Origin of the sequence: Pukyongiella litopenaei (assembly GCF_003008555.2) — a bacterium.
Taxonomy (GTDB): Bacteria; Pseudomonadota; Alphaproteobacteria; order Rhodobacterales; family Rhodobacteraceae; genus Pukyongiella; species Pukyongiella litopenaei.
Genome location: NZ_CP027665.1, coordinates 3,398,434 through 3,420,178, shown reverse-complemented (window position 1 = coordinate 3,420,178; position 21,745 = coordinate 3,398,434). Strand labels below are relative to the sequence as shown.

The window sequence follows — 21,745 nt, the reverse complement described above, 5'->3', positions numbered from 1 at the left end:
TCATGCGATGACCGCACCGAACCGGCGTTCGCGGCCGCCATAGCTGGCGCAGAGCCGGGCCAGTTCCTCGGCGGTGAAATCCGGCCAGAGCGTGTCGATGAATTCGTATTCGGAATAGGCCGACTGCCAGAGCAGGAAATTCGAGATCCGGGCCTCGCCGCTGGTGCGGATCACCAGGTCGGGATCGGGCAGCACCCGGGTATCGAGATAGCGCGGGAGGGTTTCCTCGTCCACGTCCTGCGGCAACAGCGTGCCGTCGGCCACATCCTGCGCCAGGCGCCGGGTCGCGCGCGCCACCTCGTCGCGGCCGCCATAGTTCAGCGCGATCGTGAGGTTGATCAGGTCGTTGGTCTCGGTCAGCTTTTCCAGCTGGTCCATCAGCGCGATCAGCTTCTTGTCCAGGCGCACCCGGTCACCGATGAACCGCACCCGCACACCGCGTTCGGCCAGGGCGCGGGCCTCCTTGGTGATGTAGCGGCGGAACAGGTTCATCAACCCGGCCACCTCGGCCTGGGTCCGTTTCCAGTTCTCGGTCGAAAAGGCGAATATCGTCAGGTATTTGATGCCGAGATCGGGACATGCCGCAACCACCTCGCGCACGCGGCGCGCGCCCGCATGATGGCCGAAAAGCCGCGGCCGCCCGCGCGCCTGCGCCCAGCGGCCGTTGCCATCCATGATGATCGCCACATGGCGCGGGCCCGCCGCCTGCGATCCGGTTTCGGGGTCGCTCGGCATCGCCCTGCTCAAACCTGCATGATTTCGGATTGCTTCGTCTCCAGCGCGTTGTCCACGGCCGCAACCATCCGGTCGGTCAGTTCCTGAACCTCGGTTTCCCAGAATTTCTGGTCATCTTCGGACATGCCGTCGGCCTTGGCCTTCTTGATCTGGTCCATGCCATCCTTGCGCACGTTGCGGATCGAAACCCGCGCATGTTCGGCATATTGCCCGGCGACCTTGCCCAGTTCCCGGCGGCGTTCCTCGTTCAGTTCCGGGATCGGCAGCATGATGATCGTGCCGTTGGTCTGCGGGTTGATCCCCAGCCCGCTTTCGCGGATCGCCTTTTCCACCTTGCCGACCAGCGACTTGTCCCACACGTTCACGGTGACCATGCGCGGTTCGGGCACGTTCACGGTGCCGACCTGGTTGATCGGGGTCGGCGAGCCATAGGCATCGACCATCACCGGCTCCAGCATCGACGACGATGCCCGCCCGGTGCGCAGGCTCGCGAACTCGGTGCGCAGGTTGGCCATCGCCCCCTCCATGCGCCGTTCCAGATCGCCGGTATCAAGCTCGAATTCTTCCGTCATACCCCGTGTTCCCCCGGATTTCCTGAGTGCTCCTCGCGCGCTCTATAGCCCTAGCCATGCACCTTTGTATAGGTGCCGCGCCCGGCGAGAATGCCGCGAAACCCGCCCGGTTCATCCAGCGAGAAGACGATGATCGGCAGGTTGTTGTCCCGTGCAAGCGCGATCGCCGAGGCATCCATCACGCCCAGCCGCTTGGCCAGGACGTCGTCATAGCTGACCTCGTCATAGCGTTTCGCATCGTCGAATTTGGCCGGATCCTTGTCATAGACCCCGTCCACCTTGGTGCCCTTGAAGATCGCCTCGCAGCCCATTTCATTGGCGCGCAGCGTGGCCGCGGTGTCGGTGGTGAAATAGGGGTTGCCGGTGCCGGCGGCAAAGATGCAGACCCGTTTCTTTTCAAGGTGCCGCACCGCGCGGCGGCGGATATAGGGCTCGGCCACCTCGTCCATGCGGATGGCGCTGATAACGCGGGTGAACACGCCCAGGCCTTCGAGCGCGGCCTGCATTGCCAGCGCATTCATCACCGTTGCCAGCATTCCCATGTAATCGGCGGTCGCCCGCTCCATGCCCTGCGCGCTGCCCGACAGCCCGCGAAAGATGTTCCCGCCGCCGATCACCATGCAGATCTCGACGCCGAGATCATGCACCGATTTCACCTCGCGCGCGATGCGCTGCACGGTGGGCGGGTGCAGGCCGAACCCCTGATCGCCCATCAGCGCCTCGCCCGAGATCTTCAGCATCACCCGGCGGAACTTGGTGTCCTCCAGCGCGTCATCCGGCGCTGGGTCCGGCTTGGTTTCGGTCACTGGGGAAAGGGTCATGTTGCGCTCCGCTGCGGCACCGGACTAGTTTGCGGCAACTTGACGGAAATCGGCGCCGGGTTCAATCCGTCGCGCCCGGATTGGTGGTGGATAATGGCGCATCGGTGGACGATTACGGGCGGGCCGGACGACCTGCCCGACATTGCCCCGGACCAGCCGGTCCTGATCGCCGGACCCACGGCGTCGGGCAAGTCGGCGCTGGCGCTGCGGATCGCGCGGGATCAGGGCGGGGTGATCGTCAACGCCGATGCCAGCCAGGTCTATGACTGCTGGCGCGTCATCACCGCCCGCCCCGGCCCCGGCGACGAAGCCGCCGCCCCGCATCTGCTCTATGGTCACATCGGCTGGAACGCGCCCTATTCCACCGGGCACTGGCTGCGCGAGGTCACCCCCCTGCTGAGCGGTGGCGAACGGCCGATCATCACCGGCGGCACCGGGCTCTATTTCACCGCGCTGACCGAGGGCATGGCCGAGATCCCCGCCACACCGCCAGAAATCCGGGCCGAAGCCGATACGCGGCCACTGGACGACCTGCTGGCGGGGCTGGATCGCCACACCCGCGTCGGTCTCGATCTGCGCAACCGCGCCCGCGTCCAGCGCGCCTGGGAGGTGCTGCGCGCCACCGGGCGGGGTCTCGCCGACTGGCAGGCCGCCACGCCCGCCCCGGCGCTGCCGCTGTCAGGGGCAATGCCGATCCTGGTCGATGCGCCTCGGGAATGGCTGCTGCCCCGAATCGAAACGCGGTTCGACGCGATGCTCGCGATGGGTGCGTTGGACGAGGTGGCGGCGATGCTCGACCGTTACGACCCCGCCCTGCCCGCTTTCCGGGCCATCGGCGTGCCGGAACTGGCCGATCATCTCAGCGGCCGGATCACGCTGGACGAGGCGCGGGCGCGGGCCACCATCGCCACGCGGCAATATGCCAAACGTCAACGCAGCTGGTTTCGCGGGAAAATGCGCAACTGGAGCGTTTTTCGGCCGGACATGTGACAACCCCTGCCGGGTAAACACCCGCTGGGGATGTCGCAAATGTGCATCCGATGTCGAAATCAGACATTGACGCCCCCCGCCGAACCATGCCGAATACCGACATGAGGGGCGCCGGGACACAGGACAGCCACAGCGACAATCGGCGCAAGCTTCCGGTCAGCGGCCGGGCCGATGGCATTGCGCCCCGACCATCCAGCGTCACAGGGAGAACGTCATGACCAGCCAGACCATCAACGGAAAACCGATCCATTGGGCGGCAGAAATGCATGTCCGGGACTACCATGACGGCAAGCTCAGCCGCCGCGAATTCCTCACCCGCGCCACCGCCCTGGGCGTGACCGCGCCGGCCGCCTATGGCCTGGTCGGCCTGGCCCAGCCCGCCAGCGCCCAGGCAACTCCGGTCCAGGGCGGCACGCTGCGCATCCAGCAGTCGGTCAAGGGCATGAAGGATCCCCGCGCCTATGACTGGTCCGAAATCGGCAACCAGTCGCGCGGCTTCCTGGAATACCTGGTCCAGTACAATGCCGACGGAACCTTTGTTCCGATGCTGCTGGAAAGCTGGGAGGTCAACGACGATGCCACCCAGTACACGCTGAAGGTGCGCCCGGGCGTCAAATGGAACAATGGCGACGACTTCACCGCCGAGGACGTGGCCCGCAACATCTCGGGCTGGTGCGACAAGTCGATCGCCGACAACTCGATGGCCAGCCGCATGGCCGCGATCTCCGACACCGAGGCCGGCAAGGTGCGCGAGGGCGCCGTCGAGGTCGTCGACGACCACACGGTCGTGATGCATCTGTCCGAGCCGGATATCTCGGTCATCGCCAACATGTCCGACTACCCGGCGGCGATCACCCATTCCAGCTATGCCGGCGGCGACCCGTTCGAAAACGGGGTCGGCACCGGCCCGTTCAAGCCGGTCAGCATCGAAGTCGGCATCAATTGCGTGCTCGAACGCAATGCCGATCACAACTGGTGGGGCACCGAGGTTTATGGCGGACCCTATGTCGACCGGATCGAGTTCATCGACTACGGCACCGACCCGGCCGCATGGGTGGCGTCGGCGGAATCCGACGAGGTGGATCTGCTCTATGAAACGGTGGGCGATTTCATCGACGTGATGGACGCGATCGGCTGGACGAAATCCGAGGCGGTGACCGCCGCGACGCTCGTGTTCCGCGGCAACCAGTTGGCAGAGGTCGACGGCGTCAAGCCCTACGCGGATGCAAAAGTGCGCCGGGCGCTGGCCATGGCGGTCGACAATTCTGTGCTGCTCGAACTGGGCTATTCGGGCCGCGGCCGGGTGGCCGAGAACCACCATGTCTGCCCGATCCATCCCGCCTATGCCGATATCGGGCCGGCGCCGTTCGATCCGGACCAGGCCAAGGCGCTGATGGACGAGGCCGGCATGGCCGAATTCGAACATGAACTGATCACCGTCGATGACGACTGGCAGCGCAATACCGGCGACGCGCTGGCCGCGCAGCTGCGCGACGCCGGGATCAACGTCAAGCGCACCGTGCTGCCGGGAAACACGTTCTGGAACAAGTGGACGGAATACCCGTTCAGCGCCACCCAGTGGAACCACCGGCCGCTCGATGTGCAGATCCTGACGCTGGCCTACCGGTCGGGCGAGGCCTGGAACGAGGCGGCGTTTTCCAACCCCGACTATGACCAGCTGATCAACGAGGCCAACGCCATTGCCGATGCCGACCAGCGGCGCGAGGTGATCGGCAAGATCGAACAGCTGCTGCGCGACGAAGGCGTGATCATCCAGCCTTATTGGCGGTCGCTCTACAATCACAGCAACGGCAAGCTGGTGAACGCCGAGAAACACCCGGCGCACGAGCTTCACCTCTACAAGATGGGTTTCGCGTCCTAGTCCGCGACACCGCCGACACCGGGGCGGGCGCGATCTGCGCCCGCCCCTCCGGAAGCCGCCCCGGCCCGATCGGTTCTCCGATTGCCTGCCGGACCAGCCACGGAACGGACACGACATGGGAAGATTCATCTTGCAACGGGTCTGGGTGATGGTGCTGACGGCACTCTGCCTGACCTTCGTGGTGTTCTTCCTGACCAATCTCTACCCGAACATGGAAAAACTGGCCAAGACCCAGGGCAACATGCGGATGACCGACGAACAGGTGACGCTGTGGCTGGACAGTCGCGGCTACACCGACCCGTTGCTGGTCAAATACGGCCGCTGGCTCGGGGTCCTGCCGGGGTGGACCCGGACGGCCGAGGACGGCACCGTGACCGGGCGCTGCATCGACGGGCCGGTCAGCGCCGAGGTCGCCGCCGCCGCGCCGCGGTTCTGCGGCATCCTGCAGGGCGACTGGGGGTATTCCACGGTGTTCCGCGAATCGGTGGCCGATATCATCGCGGTGCGGCTGGCCCTGACCGGCAAGCTGATGCTGTGGGTGATGATCGTGATGGTGCCGATGGCGCTGCTGGTCGGCGTGCTCGCCGGGATGCGCGAAGGCTCGAAGCTCGACCGGGCGCTGTCCACCTTCTCGATCGCGACCACGGCGACGCCGGAATATGTCTCGGGCGTGATCCTGATCGCCATCTTCGCCTCGTCGGCGGTGGGACTGAAATGGTTCAAGGGCACCGCCACCTCGGCGATGGAGCACGCGACATTGGAAAACTTCACCCTGCCGGTCATCACCATCGCGCTCTACGGCATGGGCTATATCGCGCGGATGACGCGGGCCTCGATGACCGAGGTGATGACCGCGCAATATATCCGCACCGCGCGGCTCAAAGGCGTCGGATTTTCCAAGATCGTGCTGAAACACGCGTTGCGCAACGCGCTGATCGCGCCGTTCACCGTGATCATGCTGCAGGTGCCGTGGCTGCTGAACGGCGTGGTGATCGTTGAAACCCTGTTCAACTACAAGGGGTTCGGATGGGCGCTGGTGCAGGCGGCGGGCAACAATGACATCGAGCTGCTGCTGGCGATCTCGGTGGTCTCGGTCGTCGTGGTGCTGATCACGCAGCTGATCTCGGATATCGGTTATGTGTATCTCAACCCGCGCATCCGGATTTCGTGAGGAGAAGGGACGAGATGGAACCGCTCACGACATTCGAGATCATCACCCGCCTGCTCTGGCAGTTCATGCCGGTCTGGATCGCCCTGCTGATTCTCTTTGCCGCCTCGATGGCGTTCAAGCGGCGGCTGGGGCTCTATGGCAAGCTGTTCGATTCCCCCATCGGCATGATCGGTTTCGCGCTGGTCATGTTCTGGGTCTTTACCGGCATTTTCGGCGCGATGGACATGATCATAACCCACGATCCGCTGAGCCAGGTCTCGGGCATGAAGAACAAGCCGCCGGGCACACCGCTGGCGGGCTCCGCGGATGGCGAATTTGCCTGGTATCTGCTGGGCGGCGACAATCTCGCGCGCGACGTGTTCTCGCGCATGGTCAGGGGCGCCTGGGTGGTGGTCCAGATCGCACCGCTGGCGACGCTGTTCGCGTTCATGGTCGGGATCACGCTGGGGCTGCCGGCCGGGTATTACGGGGGCAGGCTGGATACCGTCCTGTCGTTTCTCGCCAACCTGATCCTGGCCTTCCCGGTGATCCTGCTGTTCTACCTGCTGGTGACCCCCGAGATCGTCGCCACCGGGGTTCCGGCCTATATGGCGACCGTGCTGTTCGTGTTCCCGATCGTGTTCATGGGGGTGCTGCTGAATTCGAGGTTCTACACCCGGCCCCATGTCCGCACGCCGCTGCTGATCGGGGTGCTGGGGGTTATGGCCTGGCTCTACCTGTCGCTGATCTCGGCACCGGGGACGAAGGTGAACGTGCTGCCCGGCGTGCTGGACCTGTTCGATATCCCCGGCGGCATCCTGGTGGTGTTCGTCTCGGTCGTGTTCGTCAATTCGCCGACCGTGTTCCGGATCGTCCGGGGGCTGGCGCTGGACATCAAGACCCGCGACTATGTGGCCGCCGCGCAGACCCGCGGCGAAGGGCCGTGGTACATCATGCTGTGGGAAATCCTGCCCAATGCGCGCGGTCCGCTGATCGTCGATTTCTGCCTGCGCATCGGCTATACCACGATCCTGCTGGGCACGCTGGGCTTCTTCGGGCTCGGGCTGCCGCCGGAAAGCCCCGACTGGGGCAGCACGATCAATGCCGGCCGCCGGCTGCTCGCCGTCTACCTGCACCCCGCCCTGCCGCCAGCGCTGGCCCTGCTGACGCTGGTGCTGGGCCTGAACCTGCTGGCCGACGGGCTGCGCGAGGAAAGCCTCAAGGACTAGGGTATACGGGCCCGCACGACCCGGTTGCCCGGACGGGCGACGGAACACGGCAACGATACCGGCGGAACCGGGGGCCAGCCCCCGGACCCCCGGAGTTTATCCGGCAAGATGAAGGGGCAAGGGCCCCGCCTGCCGGCAAGGAGGAACCAAGATGAGCAAACTCGCCGAGGTCGACGGCCCGATCCTGGAGATCGACAAGCTGTCCATTTCCTTCTTTACCCGGCTGCGCGAGATCCCCGCGGTGATGGATTTCTCGGTGTCGGTGATGCCCGGCGAGGCGGTCGGCCTGGTGGGCGAATCCGGTTGCGGCAAGTCCACCGTGGCGCTGGGCGTGATGCGCGACCTGGGCAAGAACGGGCGCATCGTCGGCGGGTCGATCAGGTTCAAGGGCCGCGACATGGCCGGGATGAGCGACACCGAGCTGCGCAACATCCGCGGCAACGAGATCGCGATGATCTACCAGGAACCGATGGCATCGCTGAACCCGGCCATGCGCATCGGCCAGCAGCTGATGGAAGTGCCGATGATCCACGAGGGCGTGGGCCGCGACGAGGCCCGCGCCCGCGCGCTGGAGGTGGTGACGGATGTGCGCCTGCCGGATCCCGAGCGGATGCTGAACAGCTACCCGCACCAGCTGTCGGGCGGGCAGCAGCAGCGGATCGTGATCGCCATGGCGCTGATGTCCAAGCCCGCCCTGCTGATCCTCGACGAGCCCACCACCGCGCTCGACGTGACGGTCGAGGCGGCGGTGGTCGAGCTGGTCAAGGAGCTGGGGCAGAAATACGGCACGTCGATGCTGTTCATCAGCCACAATCTCGGCCTGGTGCTGGAAACCTGCGACCGGCTTTGCGTGATGTATTCCGGCGAGGCGGTCGAGCGCGGCTCGATCAAGGATGTGTTCGACGAGATGCAGCACCCGTATACGCAGGCCCTGTTCCGGTCGATCCCGTTGCCCGGCGCCGACAAGAATGCCCGGCCGCTGGTGGCGATCCCCGGCAATTTTCCCCTGCCCCATGAACGCCCGCGCGGCTGCAATTTCGGCCCGCGCTGCGACTATTTCGAGGCAGGCCGCTGCGATGCGGGCGATATCGCGATGGAACCCGTTCCCGGCAATGACCGCCATCACACCCGCTGCCTGAAGTTCCGCGAGATCGACTGGAACGCGCCGCTGGTCCTGGGCGAACGCAAGGAGAAGGCCGCGGTCGGCGACGTGGTTCTGAAGATGGACAACCTGAAGAAATATTACGAGGTCGCGGCCAATGCGCTGTTTGGCGGCGGTGAAAAGAAGGTGGTGAAAGCCAACGAAACGCTGAGCTTCGAGGCGCGCGAATCCGAAACGCTGGCCATCGTCGGCGAATCCGGCTGCGGCAAATCCACCTTTGCCAAGGTGCTGATGGGGCTGGAGACGGCCACCGACGGGCAGATCCTGCTGGACGACAGCAATATCGAACAGCTGCCGATCGAGGAGCGCGACGCGAGGACCGTGGGCGAGGTCCAGATGGTGTTCCAGAACCCGTTCGACACGCTGAACCCGTCGATGACCGTGGGCCGCCAGATCATCCGGGCGCTGGAGATATTCAAGGTCGGCGATTCCGAGGCCGAACGGCGTCAGCGCATGCTGGAGCTGCTGGACCTGGTCAAACTGCCCCGTGCCTTTGCCGATCGGATGCCGCGGCAGTTGTCGGGCGGGCAGAAACAGCGGGTGGGCATCGCGCGCGCCTTTGCCGGCGGCGCGCGGATCGTGGTTGCGGACGAACCGGTTTCGGCCCTTGACGTGTCGGTGCAGGCGGCGGTCACCGACCTGCTGATGGAAATCCAGCGCAACGAAAAGACCACGCTGCTGTTCATCTCGCATGACCTGTCGATCGTGCGATACCTGTCGGACCGGGTGATGGTGATGTATCTCGGCCATGTGGTCGAACTGGGCGATACCGAACAGGTCTTTGCCCCGCCCTATCATCCCTATACCGAGGCATTGCTGTCGGCGGTGCCGATCGCCGATACCTCGGTCGAGAAGGAACATATCGTTCTGGAGGGCGACATCCCGTCGGCGATGAACCCGCCGTCAGGCTGTCCGTTCCAGACCCGTTGCCGCTGGAAATCCGAGGTGCCCGGCGGCCTGTGCGACCGGGAGGTGCCGCCGGTGCGCGAACTGGCGCCGGGCCATCAGGTCAAATGCCACCTGTCCGACGACGTGCTGGCGAAGATGCAGCCGGTGATCAAGATCGCGGCCGAATAGGCCCGCCCGTCACCCGCCCCAGATCGCACGGACGTAGTTGCGGGTTTCCTTGTAGGGTGGCACGCCGCCGTGTTTCTCGACCGCCTGCGGACCGGCATTGTAGGCCGCCAGCGCCAGCCGCCACGATCCGAACTTGCGAAACTGCCGCGCCAGGTAACGCGCGCCGCCGTCGAGGTTTTCATGCGGGTCATGCGGATTGACACCCAGCGCGCGCGCGGTGGCGGGCATGAGCTGGGCCAGCCCCAGCGCGCCCTTGTGCGATCTGGCGCGCGGGTTCCACCCGGATTCCTGCTGCACCAGCCGCAGGAACAGATCCTCGGGCACATTGTGCCGGCGCGCCGCCGATTTGGCCATGTCGAGGAACTGCCCCCGGTAGCTCACCGTGATCCGCTTGGCGCCGTATTTCGACGGCGTATGGATCGTGGGCGGTTTCAGCCGGACCGAATTGGCGTATTGCTTGGATCCGCGCGCATCCAGAACCCGGGTCTGGGACTTGAACAGGTTGCGCTTGGCGCGGGTCGAGAACATGTCGGCATAGGCCGGCGCCCCCAGCCCAAGCGCCGCAATCATCGCCACGACAGCAGATACCCTCATCCGATTCCGTCCCGTCGTCCCGCCTCAGCATCGGCTTTCCCAGCCGATCTTGGGCGCGACTATACGCGAAACCGACCGGAAATCCAGCGCATGGGCGGCTTCCTGCCGTTAACTATGTTTCAACTGTTGCTGGGTGGGTATAGGTTGATGGCCGGCCGGTCCGGCGGGATTCGGCTGACAAGAGCAGTAACAACAGGGGGCACCATGGCGGGCTCGGTCAACAAAGTCATTCTCATCGGAAATCTCGGCCGCGATCCCGAGGTGCGGACCTTTCAGAACGGCGGCAAGGTCTGCAACCTGCGCATCGCCACGTCGGAAACCTGGAAGGACCGCAACACCGGCGAACGGCGCGAACGCACCGAATGGCATTCCGTCGCGATCTTCTCGGAGCCGCTGGCGCGGGTGGCCGAGCAGTATCTGCGCAAGGGGTCCAAGGTCTATATCGAAGGGCAGCTCGAAACCCGCAAATGGCAGGACCAGAGCGGCAACGACCGCTATTCGACCGAGGTCGTGCTGCGCCCCTATCGCAGTGAACTGACCATGCTGGACGGCCGCGACGGCGGTCAGGGTGGCGGCTCGGGCGGCGGCTATGGCGGTGGAGGCTATGGCGACGACGACCGGTTTGGCGGCGGCAGCAGTGGCAGCAGCAGCGGTGGCGGGCAGCCCCCGGCCGCGCATAACCTCGACGAGGACGAGATCCCGTTCTGATCCGGCCCGCCCGGACCAATCGACTGAAAGGCGCAGATAATGACGTGGTCCTTTTCGATCGGGCGGCTGTTCGGATCGGAACTTCGCGTTCACGTCACCTTTTTCCTGTTGCTGGCCTGGGTCGGGTTCGCGGCCTATACCGAAAGCGGCTGGGCCGGTGCGGTCAACAACCTGTTGTTCGTGCTGGCCTTGTTCGCCTGCGTGGTCGCTCACGAGTTCGGCCATGCGCTGACCGCGCGCCGGTTCGGCATTCACACACCCGACATCACGCTGCTGCCGATCGGCGGGCTGGCGCGGCTCGAACGGATGCCCGAGAACCCCCGGCAGGAGATCATCGTGGCGCTGGCCGGCCCCGCGGTGAATATCGTGATCTGGCTGGCCCTGGTGCTGTTGCTCGGCGCGGCACCGGTGTTTCTCCCCGGCGGCGGCGGCGACCTGTCCGGGTCCGGCTTGCTGGGACAACTGGCCACGGTCAACCTGTTCCTGGCCCTGTTCAACCTGATACCCGCCTTTCCGATGGATGGCGGACGGGTGTTCCGCGCGGTCCTGTGCCTCTTCACCGACCGGGTGACGGCAACGCGCGCCGCCGCGCTTGCGGGCCAGGGCCTTGCCTTCGGGCTGGGGTTCTGGGGGCTGAGTTCGGGCAACCCGATCCTGATCCTGATCGCGGTCTTTGTCTTTGTCGCCGCCGGAGCCGAAAGCCAGGACGTGGCGATGCGCGCCGCGACCCGCCGGCTGGTGGCCCGCGATGCGATGATCACCCGCTTCGAAGCGCTCGGCCCGCAGGACAGCATCGCCGCCGCCGCGCAGGCCTTGATCCGCACCACCCAGCATGAATTCCCGGTTATCGACGCCGAGGGGCGTCCGCTGGGGTTCGTCACCCGCTCGGCCCTGTTTTCGGTACTGACCGGCGAGGGAAACCGGACCCGCCCGGTCAGCGAGATCATGGAAACGGGCATCCCCGGCGTGCCGCTGGGCGCCGGGCTGGAAACGGTCCTGAACGCGTTGCATGAGGGGGCGCCGGCGGTCGCGATCTGCGACAGCGGGGGCCGGATGCTGGGCTATGTCACCCGCGAAAATGTCGGCGAACTCATGGTCGTGCGCGGCCGGTAGGACCGCTGGAGCGACCGATCTGGTCCGCTCACCGGAAAATCGACAGGCCTTATCGGCGCAACGCCTCCGCCAGCACCGCCCGCACATCGCCTTCGGGCACGTCATCGGTGACAAAGGCCGCGCCGATCCCGCGCGCCAGCACATAGCGCATCCGACCGTCCACGACCTTCTTGTCCTGCGCCATCAGCGCCAGCAGCCCGTCGGCATCGGGCAATGGTCCGGGAATGTCGGACAGGTCGGTCTTCATCCCCATCCCGCGCAGATGCGCGCGGACCCGGCTGGGGTCTTCCTGTGCGCACAGGCCCAGCCGCGCCGACAGCTCGAACGCCAACGCACAGCCGATCGCGACCCCTTCGCCATGCAGCAGGCGGTCGGAATAGCCGGTCGCGGCCTCCAGCGCGTGACAGAAGGTGTGACCGAGGTTCAGCAGCGCGCGGTCGCCCTGTTCGGTTTCGTCGCGGACCACGATATCGGCCTTCATCCGGACCGACCGCGTCACCGCCTGCACCCGCGCGGCCCGGTCTCCCGCCGCCAGCGCCGGTCCGTGCTCCTCCAGCCAGCCAAAGAACCCCGCGTCGCCGAGCAGGCCGTATTTCACCACTTCGCCATAGCCGGCGAGAAAATCGCGTGGCGCCAGCGTCGCCAGCGCGTCGATATCCGCCAGCACCAGCGACGGCTGGTGAAACGCGCCGACAAGGTTCTTGCCCTGCGGCGTGTTGATCCCCGTCTTGCCGCCGACCGAACTGTCCACCTGCGCCAACAGCGTGGTGGGCAGTTGAACGAACCGCACCCCCCGGCGCAGCACCGCCGCCGCGAACCCGCCCAGATCCCCGATCACCCCGCCGCCGAGCGCCACCACCACGTCGGAGCGCTCGATCTTCTGCTCCAACAGCCATTCGACCGCGCGGGAAAACTGCGGCCAGCCCTTCGTGGCTTCGCCCGCCGGCAGGGCCAGCGTCACCATGTCGATACCGTCCGCCGCCAAGCCCGCGCGCAGCGGCCCGAGATGCAGGTCGGCGACCTTTTCGTCGGTCAGAACCGCCACCCGCGGCCGCGTCAGGAGCGGCGCAATCCGCGCCCCCGCCCGGGCGATCAGCCCCGGCCCGATTTCCACGTCATAGGCGCGCGCGCCCAGGTCGACATGAACGCTTTGTATCATTTTTTCGGTTCCAGCACATCCGGGCGCCCGGCCAGCGCGGCCAGCACCTTGTCCACCATGTCGGCGATCGACGACTGGCCGTCGGACACCACGGTCAGGTCCGCCTCTTCATAGGCGGCGCGACGGGCGGCATAGAGCTCCTCGAGCGTGGCGCGCGGATCGGGCGTGCGCAGCAGCGGCCGCGTGTCCTTGCGTCGGACACGGCTCCACAGCACCTCGATATCCGCCTTCAGCCAGACCGACACGCCGCGCTCAGAGATCATCCGCCGGTTTCCGGCCAGCAGGAACGCCCCGCCGCCGGTCGACAGGATCCCACATTCATGATCCAGAAGCCGCGCGATCACCTGCGATTCCTTGCGTCGAAAGAACGGCTCGCCGTCGCGGGTGAACACCTCGGGGATGGTCATGTTGGCCGCCAGTTCGATCTCGGCATCGCTGTCCAGGAACGGCACACCCAGCCGCGCGGCCAGCGTCCGGCCCACCGCCGTCTTGCCCGCCCCCATCATACCAACCATGACGACGGTCTTTTTCAACCGCCCCGGCATGTGATCCGGTGCCACGCCCGTGCCGGTATTTTGCTCAAAACCACCCATTCTGGCCTGAATGACGTGATCTTGGACAAAAGGCCATATATAACTTGGGCAAAACACTCGAACGAGGCAATCCGGGCATGACGCGCAAACTGTTCAAATTCCTGCTCTACCTGCTGTGCCTGGCGTTCCTGGGGGTTGTCGCCTACGCCTATATCGGCCCGCTGATCGGGTCCGATTTCGACGCGCCGACCCGCGAGATTCGCCAGCCGGTCACGTTGCATGCGGATTAACGCGGCACTCGCCGTTATCCTGCTGCCGCTCGCCGCCGCCGCGCAGGCACCGCTTTCGGCCATCGAATGGCTGAACGAGGACATGCCCCCGGTGCGGCAGGGCCCGGTTCTGAGCGAGCCGCCCGTCAGCGACGGCGCGGCGCTGCCGCCGGTCTCGGTGACGCCGCTGGCCGAACGGGCCGATCCGGTGGGGCTGGTATCCGCAAAGGTCACCGGCCTGCCGCCCGACCTGTGGGAACGCTCCGGGGCCGATGAGCTGGCGGCGATGATCGCGCGCACGCCGGTCGAGGACAGCCCGGCCATGCAGACGCTGCTCTATACGCTGCTGCTGTCGGAAACGCGGCCGCCGCCCGAGAATGGCGAGGCGCTGCTGCTGGCACGGCTGGACCGGCTGCTGGATCTCGGCGCGGTCGATGCCGCGCAGGCGCTGGCGGAACATGCGGGAACCGGCACACCGGCGCGGTTCGCGCGCTGGTTCGATGCGACCCTGCTGACCGGGGACGAGGATGCGAGCTGCGCCGACCTGCTGCGCGCCCCGCATCTGTCACCGGGGTATGACGCGATGATCGCCTGCACCGCCCGCGCCGGCGACTGGTCCACCGCCGCCCTGCTGCTGGAAACGGCTCATGCGCTCGACCTGCTGCCGAAATCGCGGCTGGCGCTGCTCGACCGGTTTCTCAGCCCCGAGATATTCGAGGACGCCGCCCCCCTGCCCGCCCCCGAACATCCCGATCCGCTGGGGTTCCGCCTGCACGAGGCGATCGGCGAACGGCTGACCACATCGCGCCTGCCGCGTGTCTTTGCCACCGCCGATCTGCGCGACGTGGCCGGCTGGAAGGCCCAGATCGAAGCCGCTGAACGGCTGGCCCGCATGAATGCCCTGTCGCCGAACCGGCTGCTCGGCCTCTACACGGAACGGGCGCCCGCCGCCTCGGGCGGGGTCTGGGACCGGGTTGCCGCCCTGCAGGCTTTCGAATCGGCGCTCGGCCGACAGGACGCCGACGCGGTGGCCGCCACGCTGCCCCCGGTCTGGGACGCGATGCGCGATGTGCGGCTCGAGGTGGCCTTTGCCACGCTCTTTGCCGAACAGCTGGCTAAACAGCGGCTGGACGACCCGCGCGTCAATGCTCTTGCCTGGCGCATCCGGCTGCTGTCGGCCGATTACGAGACAGCCGCGCGCCAGCCGCCCGATGACAGCCCCGCGACCGGGTTCCTGACCGCGCTGGCCGAGGGTGACCCGGGCACGGTCCCGGCCCCCGATGCCACCGCTGAGGCCATAGCCGAAGGCTTCGCACCCGGTGCGAAACCGCCCGCCGAGATCCTCCACCTGCTGGAAACCCACCAGCTGGGGGCGGCCATCCTGCGCGCGATCAGCCTGCTCGACCGCGGCGCCGAGGGCGATCCGACGAGCCTGTCGGGCGCGCTGGCGACATTGCGGGCGGTCGGTCTGGAAGACAGCGCGCGGCGCGCGGCGTTGCAGCTGATGCTGCTCGACAGGCACCGGGCATGACCGCCCCGGCCCATCCGCATGACTGGATTGCGCAGTTTCTCGAAGCGCAGGCCGCCGAGATGGGCGCGGCGACCAACACCCTGCTGGCCTATGGCCGCGACCTCAAGGATTTCGCCGAATGGCTCGACCGGCAGGGCAGCGGTTTCGCGCAGGCCGACCGGGACGCGGTCGAACGCTACCTGATCCATTGCGATGCCCAGGGGCTCGCGCGGTCCACGCGCGCGCGGCGGCTCTCGGCGATCCGGCAGCTGTTCCACTTTACCTTCGACGAGGGCTGGCGCGGCGACAATCCGGCGATCCAGATCAGCGGCCCCGGCCGCGACAAACGCCTGCCCGGCACGCTGGCGGTGGACGAGGTCGACCGCCTGCTCGAGGCGGCCCGCCACACCGGCCGCGCCCCGGCGGACCGGCTGCGGAACAGCTGCCTGATGGAACTGCTCTATGCCACGGGCATGCGGGTCAGCGAACTGGTGGCCCTGCCGGTATCGACGACACGCGGCGATCCGCGCATGCTGCTGATCCGGGGCAAGGGTGGCAGGGAACGCATGGTGCCGCTGTCGCCGCCCGCCCGCGCGGCGCTGGCCGACTGGCTGACGGCTCGCGACGAGACCGAGGCCGACCGCGAAGCGAAAGGCCACGCGCCGTCCCGGTTCCTGTTCCCGTCGCGCAGCAGCGCCGGCCACCTGACCCGGCACCGGTTCTACCTGCTGATCAAGGAACTGGCGGTGGCCGGCGGAGTCGATCCGTCCAAGGTCAGCCCGCATAAGCTGCGCCACGCCTTTGCCACCCACCTGCTGGCCAACGGCGCCGATCTGCGGTCGATCCAGACGCTGCTGGGACATGCCGACCTGGCGACCACCGAGATCTACACCCATGTTCTCGACGCCCGGCTTGCCGAGCTTGTGCTGGAACATCACCCGCTGGCGCGGGATTCCGATGGCGACGGGTCTTGATTGCCCGCGCGCGGACGCCCATAACCATGTGATGGTCAAGGACATTTGAGAACAGATGGACGCCTCTTCCACATGGGCTGACAGCGCGTTCTGGATCTCGGCGGGCGCGATCCTGCTGCTGCTGGTGCTGTCGGCCTTCTTTTCCGGCTCGGAAACCGCGCTGACGGCGGCGTCGCGGGGCAAATTGCGCATGCAGGCCGACAAGGGGTCGCGCGGCGCGGCGCGGGCCCTGCGCATCACCGAGGACAACGAACGGCTGATCGGGTCGGTCCTGCTGGGCAACAACCTGGTCAACATTCTCGCCGCCGCGCTGGCGACGGCGATGTTCACCCGGTTGTTTGGCGAAAGCGGCGTGGCGCTGGCGACGCTGGTGATGACGCTGCTGGTTCTGGTCTTTGCCGAAGTGCTGCCCAAGACCTATGCGATCACCAACGCCGAAAAGGCCGCCGCCGCCGTCGCCCCGGTGATCGGCGCGATCATCACGGTGTTTGCCCCCATGGTGGCCGCCGTGCGGATGCTGGTGCGCGGGGTGCTGCGGCTGTTCGGCGTGCAGACCGACCCCGACAGCCACATCCTCGCCGTGCGCGAGGAAATCGCCGGTGCGCTGCAACTGGGCCATTCCGAAGGCGTCGTCGAAAAGGAAGACCGCGACCGCATCCTCGGCGCGCTGGACCTGAGCGAACGGGCCGTCGAGGAAATCATGCTGCACCGGTCGGGGATCGAGATGATCAACGCCGCCAGCGATCCGGGGACGATCCTGAAACAATGTCTCGACAGCCCGCATACGCGCCTGCCGGTGTTCCGGGACGAACCGGAAAACATCGTCGGCGTCGTCCATGCCAAGGACCTGCTGCGCGCGATCCACGGTGCGGTCAGCGGCCAGGACGACCCGAATGCGGCGCTGTCGCGGTTCCGTATCACCGACGTGGCCAAGCCCCCCTATTTCGTGCCCGACACCACCACGCTGGACGACCAGATGCGGCAGTTCCTGCGGCGGCGGACCCATTTCGCGCTGGTGGTGGATGAATACGGGTCGCTGCGCGGGCTGATCACACTCGAGGATATCCTCGAGGAAATCGTGGGCGAGATCGCGGATGAATTCGACCTCGACGCCGAACAGATGGTCAAACGCACCAGCGACGGGCAATACCTGGTCGATGGCGCCACGACGATCCGCGACCTGAACCGCGCCACCGACTGGTCCCTGCCCGATGACGAGGCCAACACCGTCGCGGGCCTGGTGATCCACGAAGCGCAGACGATCCCGACGCCGGGGCAGGTGTTTTCCTTCCACGGGTTCCGGTTCGAGGTCACGGCACGCGAGGGCAACAGGGTCACGGCGCTGAAGATCCGGCCGCTTTAGGCCGGGTTTCTGCCGGGGCGCGATCCGGTCCGCACCGGGACGATCCGGGCACCGACCCCTGACCCCTGACCCCCGGCCCCGGGGTCAATGCCCCGCCGGTTTCCGGGGTGCCGCAGCCTCCAAACGACATATCCTGTCGCTCAGCGACAAGCGATGAGCCGCAAAGCGCAAAAACTGGACAGCGAGGCCCATCCCGAACCAACGGAGCGTTCCATGCAAACCACCACCCGCGTCGTAGTGATCGGTGGCGGCGTCGTCGGCTGTTCGGTGCTGTATCACCTGACCAAGCTGGGCTGGTCCGATGTCATGCTGCTGGAACGGTCGGAACTGACCAGCGGCTCGACCTGGCATGCGGCGGGCGGGTTCCATACGCTCAACGGCGACACCAACATGGCCGCCCTGCAGGGCTATACGATCCGGCTCTATCGCGAACTCGAAGAGATCACCGGCCAGTCCTGCGGGCTGCACCATGTCGGCGGCATCACGCTGGCCGACAACCGCGACCGGTTCGACATGCTGCTGGCCGAGCGGGCCAAGCACCGGTTCATGGGGCTGGAAACCGAGATCGTCACGCCTGCGGAAATCGCGAAGCTGTCGCCGATCACCAATCTCGACGGCATCATCGGCGCGCTCTACGATCCGCTCGACGGCCACCTGGACCCGTCCGGCACCACCCATGCCTATGCCCGGGCCGCGCGCATGGGCGGGGCCGCGATCGAAACCCGCTGCATGGTGGTCGAAACCAACCAGCGCGCCGATGGTAGCTGGGATGTCGTCACCGACAAGGGCACGATCCACGCCGAACATCTTGTCAACGCGGGCGGGCTCTGGGCGCGCGAGGTGGGCGCGATGGCGGGGGTCTATTTTCCGCTGCACCCGATGGAGCACCAGTATATCGTCACCGACGACATTCCGGCGATCTACGAGGCCGGGCATGAACACCCCCATGTCATGGACCCGGCCGGCGAAAGCTATCTGCGGCAGGAAGGCCGCGGGCTGTGCATCGGCTTCTATGAACAGCCCTGCCGCCCCTGGGCGGTGGATGGCACGCCCTGGGATTTCGGCCACGAATTGCTGCCCGACGATTTCGACAAGATCACCGACAGTATCGAATTTGCCTATCGCCGGTTCCCGGTGCTGGCCGAGGCCGGGGTGAAATCGGTGATCCACGGGCCGTTCACCTTTGCCCCGGACGGCAACCCGCTGGTCGGGCCGGTGCCGGGGATGCGCAACTACTGGTCCGCCTGCGGGGTCATGGCCGGGTTCAGCCAGGGCGGCGGCGTCGGCCTGACGCTGGCGCAATGGATGATCGAGGGCGAGCCGGAACGCGATGTCTTCGCGCTCGACGTGGCGCGGTTCGGCGACTGGATCAGCCCCGGCTACACCCGGCCCAAGGTGGTCGAAAACTACCAGACCCGGTTTTCCGTCGCCTACCCGAACGAGGAAAAACCCGCCGCACGCCCCAACCGCACCACGCCAATGTATGACATCTTCACCGGGCTCGGCGCGGTCTGGGGGCAGCAATACGGGCTGGAGGTCGCCAATTATTTCGCGCAGGGCGATGAACCGGGGCACGAGACACCCTCCTTCCGCCGCTCGGACGCCTTTGCCGCCACCGGTCGCGAGGTGCGCGCGGTCCGCGGCAGCGTCGGCATCAACGAGATCCACAATTTCGGCAAGTATCGCGTCGCGGGGCCCGGCGCGCGCGACTGGCTGGACCGGATCATGGCGGGACGGGTGCCGGCCCCGGGCCGGCTGAGCCTGACGCCGATGCTGTCGCCGCGCGGCCGGCTGATCGGGGATTTCACCATCTCATGCCTCGCCCACGACGACTTTCAGCTCACGGCGTCCTATGGCAGCCAGAATTTTCACATGCGCTGGTTCGGACAGCACCGGGCCCCCGGTGTCACCGTCGAGAATGTCAGCGACAGGCGCACCGGGTTCCAGGTCGCCGGGCCGAAGGCGCGCGCGGTCCTGGCCGCCTGCACCCGCGATGATGTCGCGGCCCTGCGGTTCCTCGACGTGGCGCATATGGTGATCGGCATGACCGATTGCACGGTGCAGCGGGTCAGCTATACCGGCGATCTGGGGTTCGAGATCTATTGCGACCCGATGGGCCAGCGGCAGCTGTGGACCACGCTCTGGACCGCCGGGCAGGATTATGGCATCACCCCGTTCGGGATGCGGGCGATGATGTCGCTCAGGCTCGACAAGTTCTTTGGCTCGTGGCTGCGGGACTACTCGCCCGACTATACCGCCGCCGAAACCGGGTTGGACCGGTTCATCGCCTTCGGGAAAGACAACGATTTCATCGGCCGCGCCGCCGCCGAGACCGAGCGCGACACCGGCCCCGCGCGGCGGCTGGCGGCGTTCCTGGTCGATGCCGACGACGCGGATGTGCAGGGCTACGAACCGATCTGGCTCAACGGCAGGGTGCAGGGCTTCTGCACCTCCGGCGGCTATTCGCACCATGCGGAACACTCGGTTGCCCTCGGGTTCCTGCCCGCTGACCGGATTGCCGAGGGGGTGGCGGTGGATATCGAGATCCTCGGCCAGATGCGTCCGGCGCGGCTGGTCACGACACCGCTCTTCGATGCCGATGGCACCCGGATGCGCGGCTGAACGATGGCCCCTGTCACCGACCTGCCGATCCTGATCCTCGCCGCCGGGGGATCGACCCGGATGCGCGGGCGCGACAAGCTGATGGAAGAGGTCGGCGGCCAGCCCCTGCTGGCCCGGCAGGCGCGGATGGCGCGCGCGGTGACCGCCGGTCCGGTGATCGTCGCCCTGCCTCGCGCGCCGCATCCGCGCCACGCGGCGCTGGCCGGGCTCGGGGTGACAGCGCTGGAGGTCGCACAGGCAGCCGAGGGCATGAACGCATCGCTTCGGGCGGCCTTTGCCGCCGTGCCGGACACCGCCCCGGCGGCGATGCTGCTGCTGGGCGACTTGCCCGCGCTGCAGCCGTCCGACCTGGCGGCGGTATTCGCCGCGGTCGACCTGCACTCGGATATCCTGGCGTGGCGCGGCGCCACCGAGGACAACCGGCCGGGGCATCCGGTGGTGGTCGCGCGGGCGCTGTTCCCCGAATTTCTGAAACTGACCGGCGATGGTGGCGGCCGCGCGGCGTTGGCGGCGGCCGGTGACCGTGTCTGTCTGGTGTCCCTGCCCGGCCAACGCGCGAGAACCGACCTCGACACGCCGGAGGACTGGCAGGCCTGGCACGCCGGCAATCGCGACGGGATGTCATAGATCTCGGGCCAGATCTCGGGCCACGCCCTCATGTGAATCATCGCCGGGATATACGGCCCGCACGGTCCCCCGGAAAGATACCCCAAAACAGTGACGGGCAACGGATCCCCATCCGCTGCCCGCCTCTTTACCGCCGTTGTCCAGGCGTACCAGACCCGAACCGGCCGTTCGGCCACTTAATCAAGACCCGAACCTTCGACCCCGTGGTCAACCCTTACCCTTGCCCCGATGGCGTCACCATCGGTCCACTCACACACACTCACTAACACCAACTATCTCGCAGCACACACACAACTGCGCAGAACCTCACTCACCTATATAACCACACACACGGTTTTGAAGGATCCGGCTGACGACACGGCGGCATCTGTATATCTCTGGTTACGCTGCCGCTCCGTCAGGAGCAGAAAAATACACCCGTTAACTCCGGACCTATGGTTCCCGGTCAAGGCGTGGGCGATGCGGTGGACCAGAGGCCCGAAACACTCGCTACTTGTGACAGCGCATCCTTCGATGCAGTACCGCGCGGTCGCCCCCGTGACCGTTCAGTTCGTCCTGTAATTGGACATGTTGAACCTAGCCGATACGGGGCACCGAAGGAAGCGGAATTTCGCCTATTGCGACCGCAGAAACGGCGAATTCGGACCGATTTGAC

At 66.6% G+C, this 21,745-nt stretch carries 19 protein-coding genes; 13 read left to right on the top strand and 6 right to left on the bottom strand.

Translation table 11 applies throughout. From position 1 onward, the window contains the following. Genes uppS through pyrH form a run of 3 tightly spaced genes read right to left on the bottom strand, consistent with a single transcriptional unit; the run spans position 1 to position 2,047 of the window. The gene (gene uppS, locus C6Y53_RS16740; RefSeq protein ID WP_106473486.1) at positions 1-735 is read right to left on the bottom strand and encodes a polyprenyl diphosphate synthase; all 735 of its coding nucleotides are present in this window, start codon (positions 733-735) and stop codon (positions 1-3) included. An 8-nt stretch (positions 736-743) separates the two neighbouring features. Beyond that, positions 744-1,307 (bottom strand): ribosome recycling factor, encoded by a 564-nt coding sequence (frr, locus tag C6Y53_RS16735; RefSeq protein WP_106473485.1) that lies wholly within the window; start codon positions 1,305-1,307, stop codon positions 744-746. A gap of 50 nt (positions 1,308-1,357) precedes the next feature. Then, on the bottom strand, positions 1,358-2,047 hold the full coding sequence (gene pyrH, locus C6Y53_RS16730) for a UMP kinase (protein WP_244615018.1): 690 nt from the start codon (positions 2,045-2,047) through the stop codon (positions 1,358-1,360). A gap of 174 nt (positions 2,048-2,221) precedes the next feature. Here pyrH and miaA point away from each other — a divergent pair, with 174 nt between their 5' ends. From miaA to C6Y53_RS16705, 5 genes are all read left to right on the top strand, one after another. Next, positions 2,222-3,118, top strand: coding sequence for a tRNA (adenosine(37)-N6)-dimethylallyltransferase MiaA (miaA, locus tag C6Y53_RS16725; RefSeq protein ID WP_106473483.1), 897 nt, complete (start codon positions 2,222-2,224; stop codon positions 3,116-3,118). Positions 3,119-3,332: 214 nt separating this feature from the next. Continuing rightward, positions 3,333-5,000, top strand: coding sequence for an ABC transporter substrate-binding protein (locus C6Y53_RS16720; protein ID WP_106473482.1), 1,668 nt, complete (start codon positions 3,333-3,335; stop codon positions 4,998-5,000). Between the two features lie 115 nt (positions 5,001-5,115). Next, complete coding sequence (locus C6Y53_RS16715; RefSeq protein WP_106473481.1) at positions 5,116-6,171, top strand: ABC transporter permease; 1,056 nt, start codon at positions 5,116-5,118, stop codon at positions 6,169-6,171. 14 nt (positions 6,172-6,185) lie between these two features. Then, positions 6,186-7,379: an ABC transporter permease gene (locus C6Y53_RS16710; protein ID WP_106473480.1), complete on the top strand. Its 1,194-nt coding sequence runs from the start codon at positions 6,186-6,188 to the stop codon at positions 7,377-7,379. A 151-nt stretch (positions 7,380-7,530) separates the two neighbouring features. Next, positions 7,531-9,618, top strand: a complete 2,088-nt coding sequence (locus tag C6Y53_RS16705; RefSeq protein ID WP_106473479.1) for a dipeptide ABC transporter ATP-binding protein — start codon at positions 7,531-7,533, stop codon at positions 9,616-9,618. A gap of 9 nt (positions 9,619-9,627) precedes the next feature. Here the strand turns inward: C6Y53_RS16705 and C6Y53_RS16700 are convergent, their stop codons facing one another. Continuing rightward, complete coding sequence (locus C6Y53_RS16700; RefSeq protein ID WP_106473478.1) at positions 9,628-10,212, bottom strand: lytic transglycosylase domain-containing protein; 585 nt, start codon at positions 10,210-10,212, stop codon at positions 9,628-9,630. Between the two features lie 204 nt (positions 10,213-10,416). Between C6Y53_RS16700 and ssb the strand changes: the two genes are divergently transcribed. Beyond that, positions 10,417-10,920, top strand: a complete 504-nt coding sequence (ssb, locus tag C6Y53_RS16695; protein ID WP_106473477.1) for a single-stranded DNA-binding protein — start codon at positions 10,417-10,419, stop codon at positions 10,918-10,920. A 39-nt stretch (positions 10,921-10,959) separates the two neighbouring features. After that, positions 10,960-12,033: a site-2 protease family protein gene (locus C6Y53_RS16690; protein WP_106473476.1), complete on the top strand. Its 1,074-nt coding sequence runs from the start codon at positions 10,960-10,962 to the stop codon at positions 12,031-12,033. 49 nt (positions 12,034-12,082) lie between these two features. On the opposite strand, the gene aroB is transcribed toward C6Y53_RS16690, so the two are convergent. Both aroB and C6Y53_RS16680 read right to left on the bottom strand, forming a co-directional pair. After that, entirely contained in the window at positions 12,083-13,192 is a 1,110-nt protein-coding gene (gene aroB, locus C6Y53_RS16685; RefSeq protein WP_106473475.1) for a 3-dehydroquinate synthase, read from the bottom strand. Beyond that, positions 13,189-13,785 (bottom strand): shikimate kinase, encoded by a 597-nt coding sequence (locus C6Y53_RS16680; RefSeq protein WP_106473474.1) that lies wholly within the window; start codon positions 13,783-13,785, stop codon positions 13,189-13,191. The genes aroB and C6Y53_RS16680 overlap by 4 nt, the downstream gene beginning before the upstream one ends. A 77-nt stretch (positions 13,786-13,862) precedes the next feature. Here C6Y53_RS16680 and C6Y53_RS21070 point away from each other — a divergent pair, with 77 nt between their 5' ends. The 6 genes from C6Y53_RS21070 (at position 13,863) to C6Y53_RS16655 (ending at position 21,090) form a co-directional block, all read left to right on the top strand. Further along, the gene (locus tag C6Y53_RS21070; protein ID WP_211299412.1) at positions 13,863-14,015 is read left to right on the top strand and encodes a hypothetical protein; all 153 of its coding nucleotides are present in this window, start codon (positions 13,863-13,865) and stop codon (positions 14,013-14,015) included. Then, the gene (locus C6Y53_RS16675) at positions 14,005-15,525 is read left to right on the top strand and encodes a hypothetical protein (protein WP_106473473.1); all 1,521 of its coding nucleotides are present in this window, start codon (positions 14,005-14,007) and stop codon (positions 15,523-15,525) included. The genes C6Y53_RS21070 and C6Y53_RS16675 overlap by 11 nt, the downstream gene beginning before the upstream one ends. Beyond that, positions 15,522-16,478 (top strand): tyrosine recombinase, encoded by a 957-nt coding sequence (locus C6Y53_RS16670; RefSeq protein WP_106473472.1) that lies wholly within the window; start codon positions 15,522-15,524, stop codon positions 16,476-16,478. The genes C6Y53_RS16675 and C6Y53_RS16670 overlap by 4 nt, the downstream gene beginning before the upstream one ends. Before the next feature lie 55 nt (positions 16,479-16,533). Beyond that, on the top strand, positions 16,534-17,841 hold the full coding sequence (locus tag C6Y53_RS16665) for an HlyC/CorC family transporter (RefSeq protein ID WP_106473471.1): 1,308 nt from the start codon (positions 16,534-16,536) through the stop codon (positions 17,839-17,841). A gap of 213 nt (positions 17,842-18,054) precedes the next feature. Then, positions 18,055-20,463: a GcvT family protein gene (locus C6Y53_RS16660; protein ID WP_106474155.1), complete on the top strand. Its 2,409-nt coding sequence runs from the start codon at positions 18,055-18,057 to the stop codon at positions 20,461-20,463. A gap of 3 nt (positions 20,464-20,466) precedes the next feature. After that, positions 20,467-21,090, top strand: coding sequence for a nucleotidyltransferase family protein (locus C6Y53_RS16655; protein ID WP_106473470.1), 624 nt, complete (start codon positions 20,467-20,469; stop codon positions 21,088-21,090). Positions 21,091-21,745 lie beyond the last annotated feature (655 nt).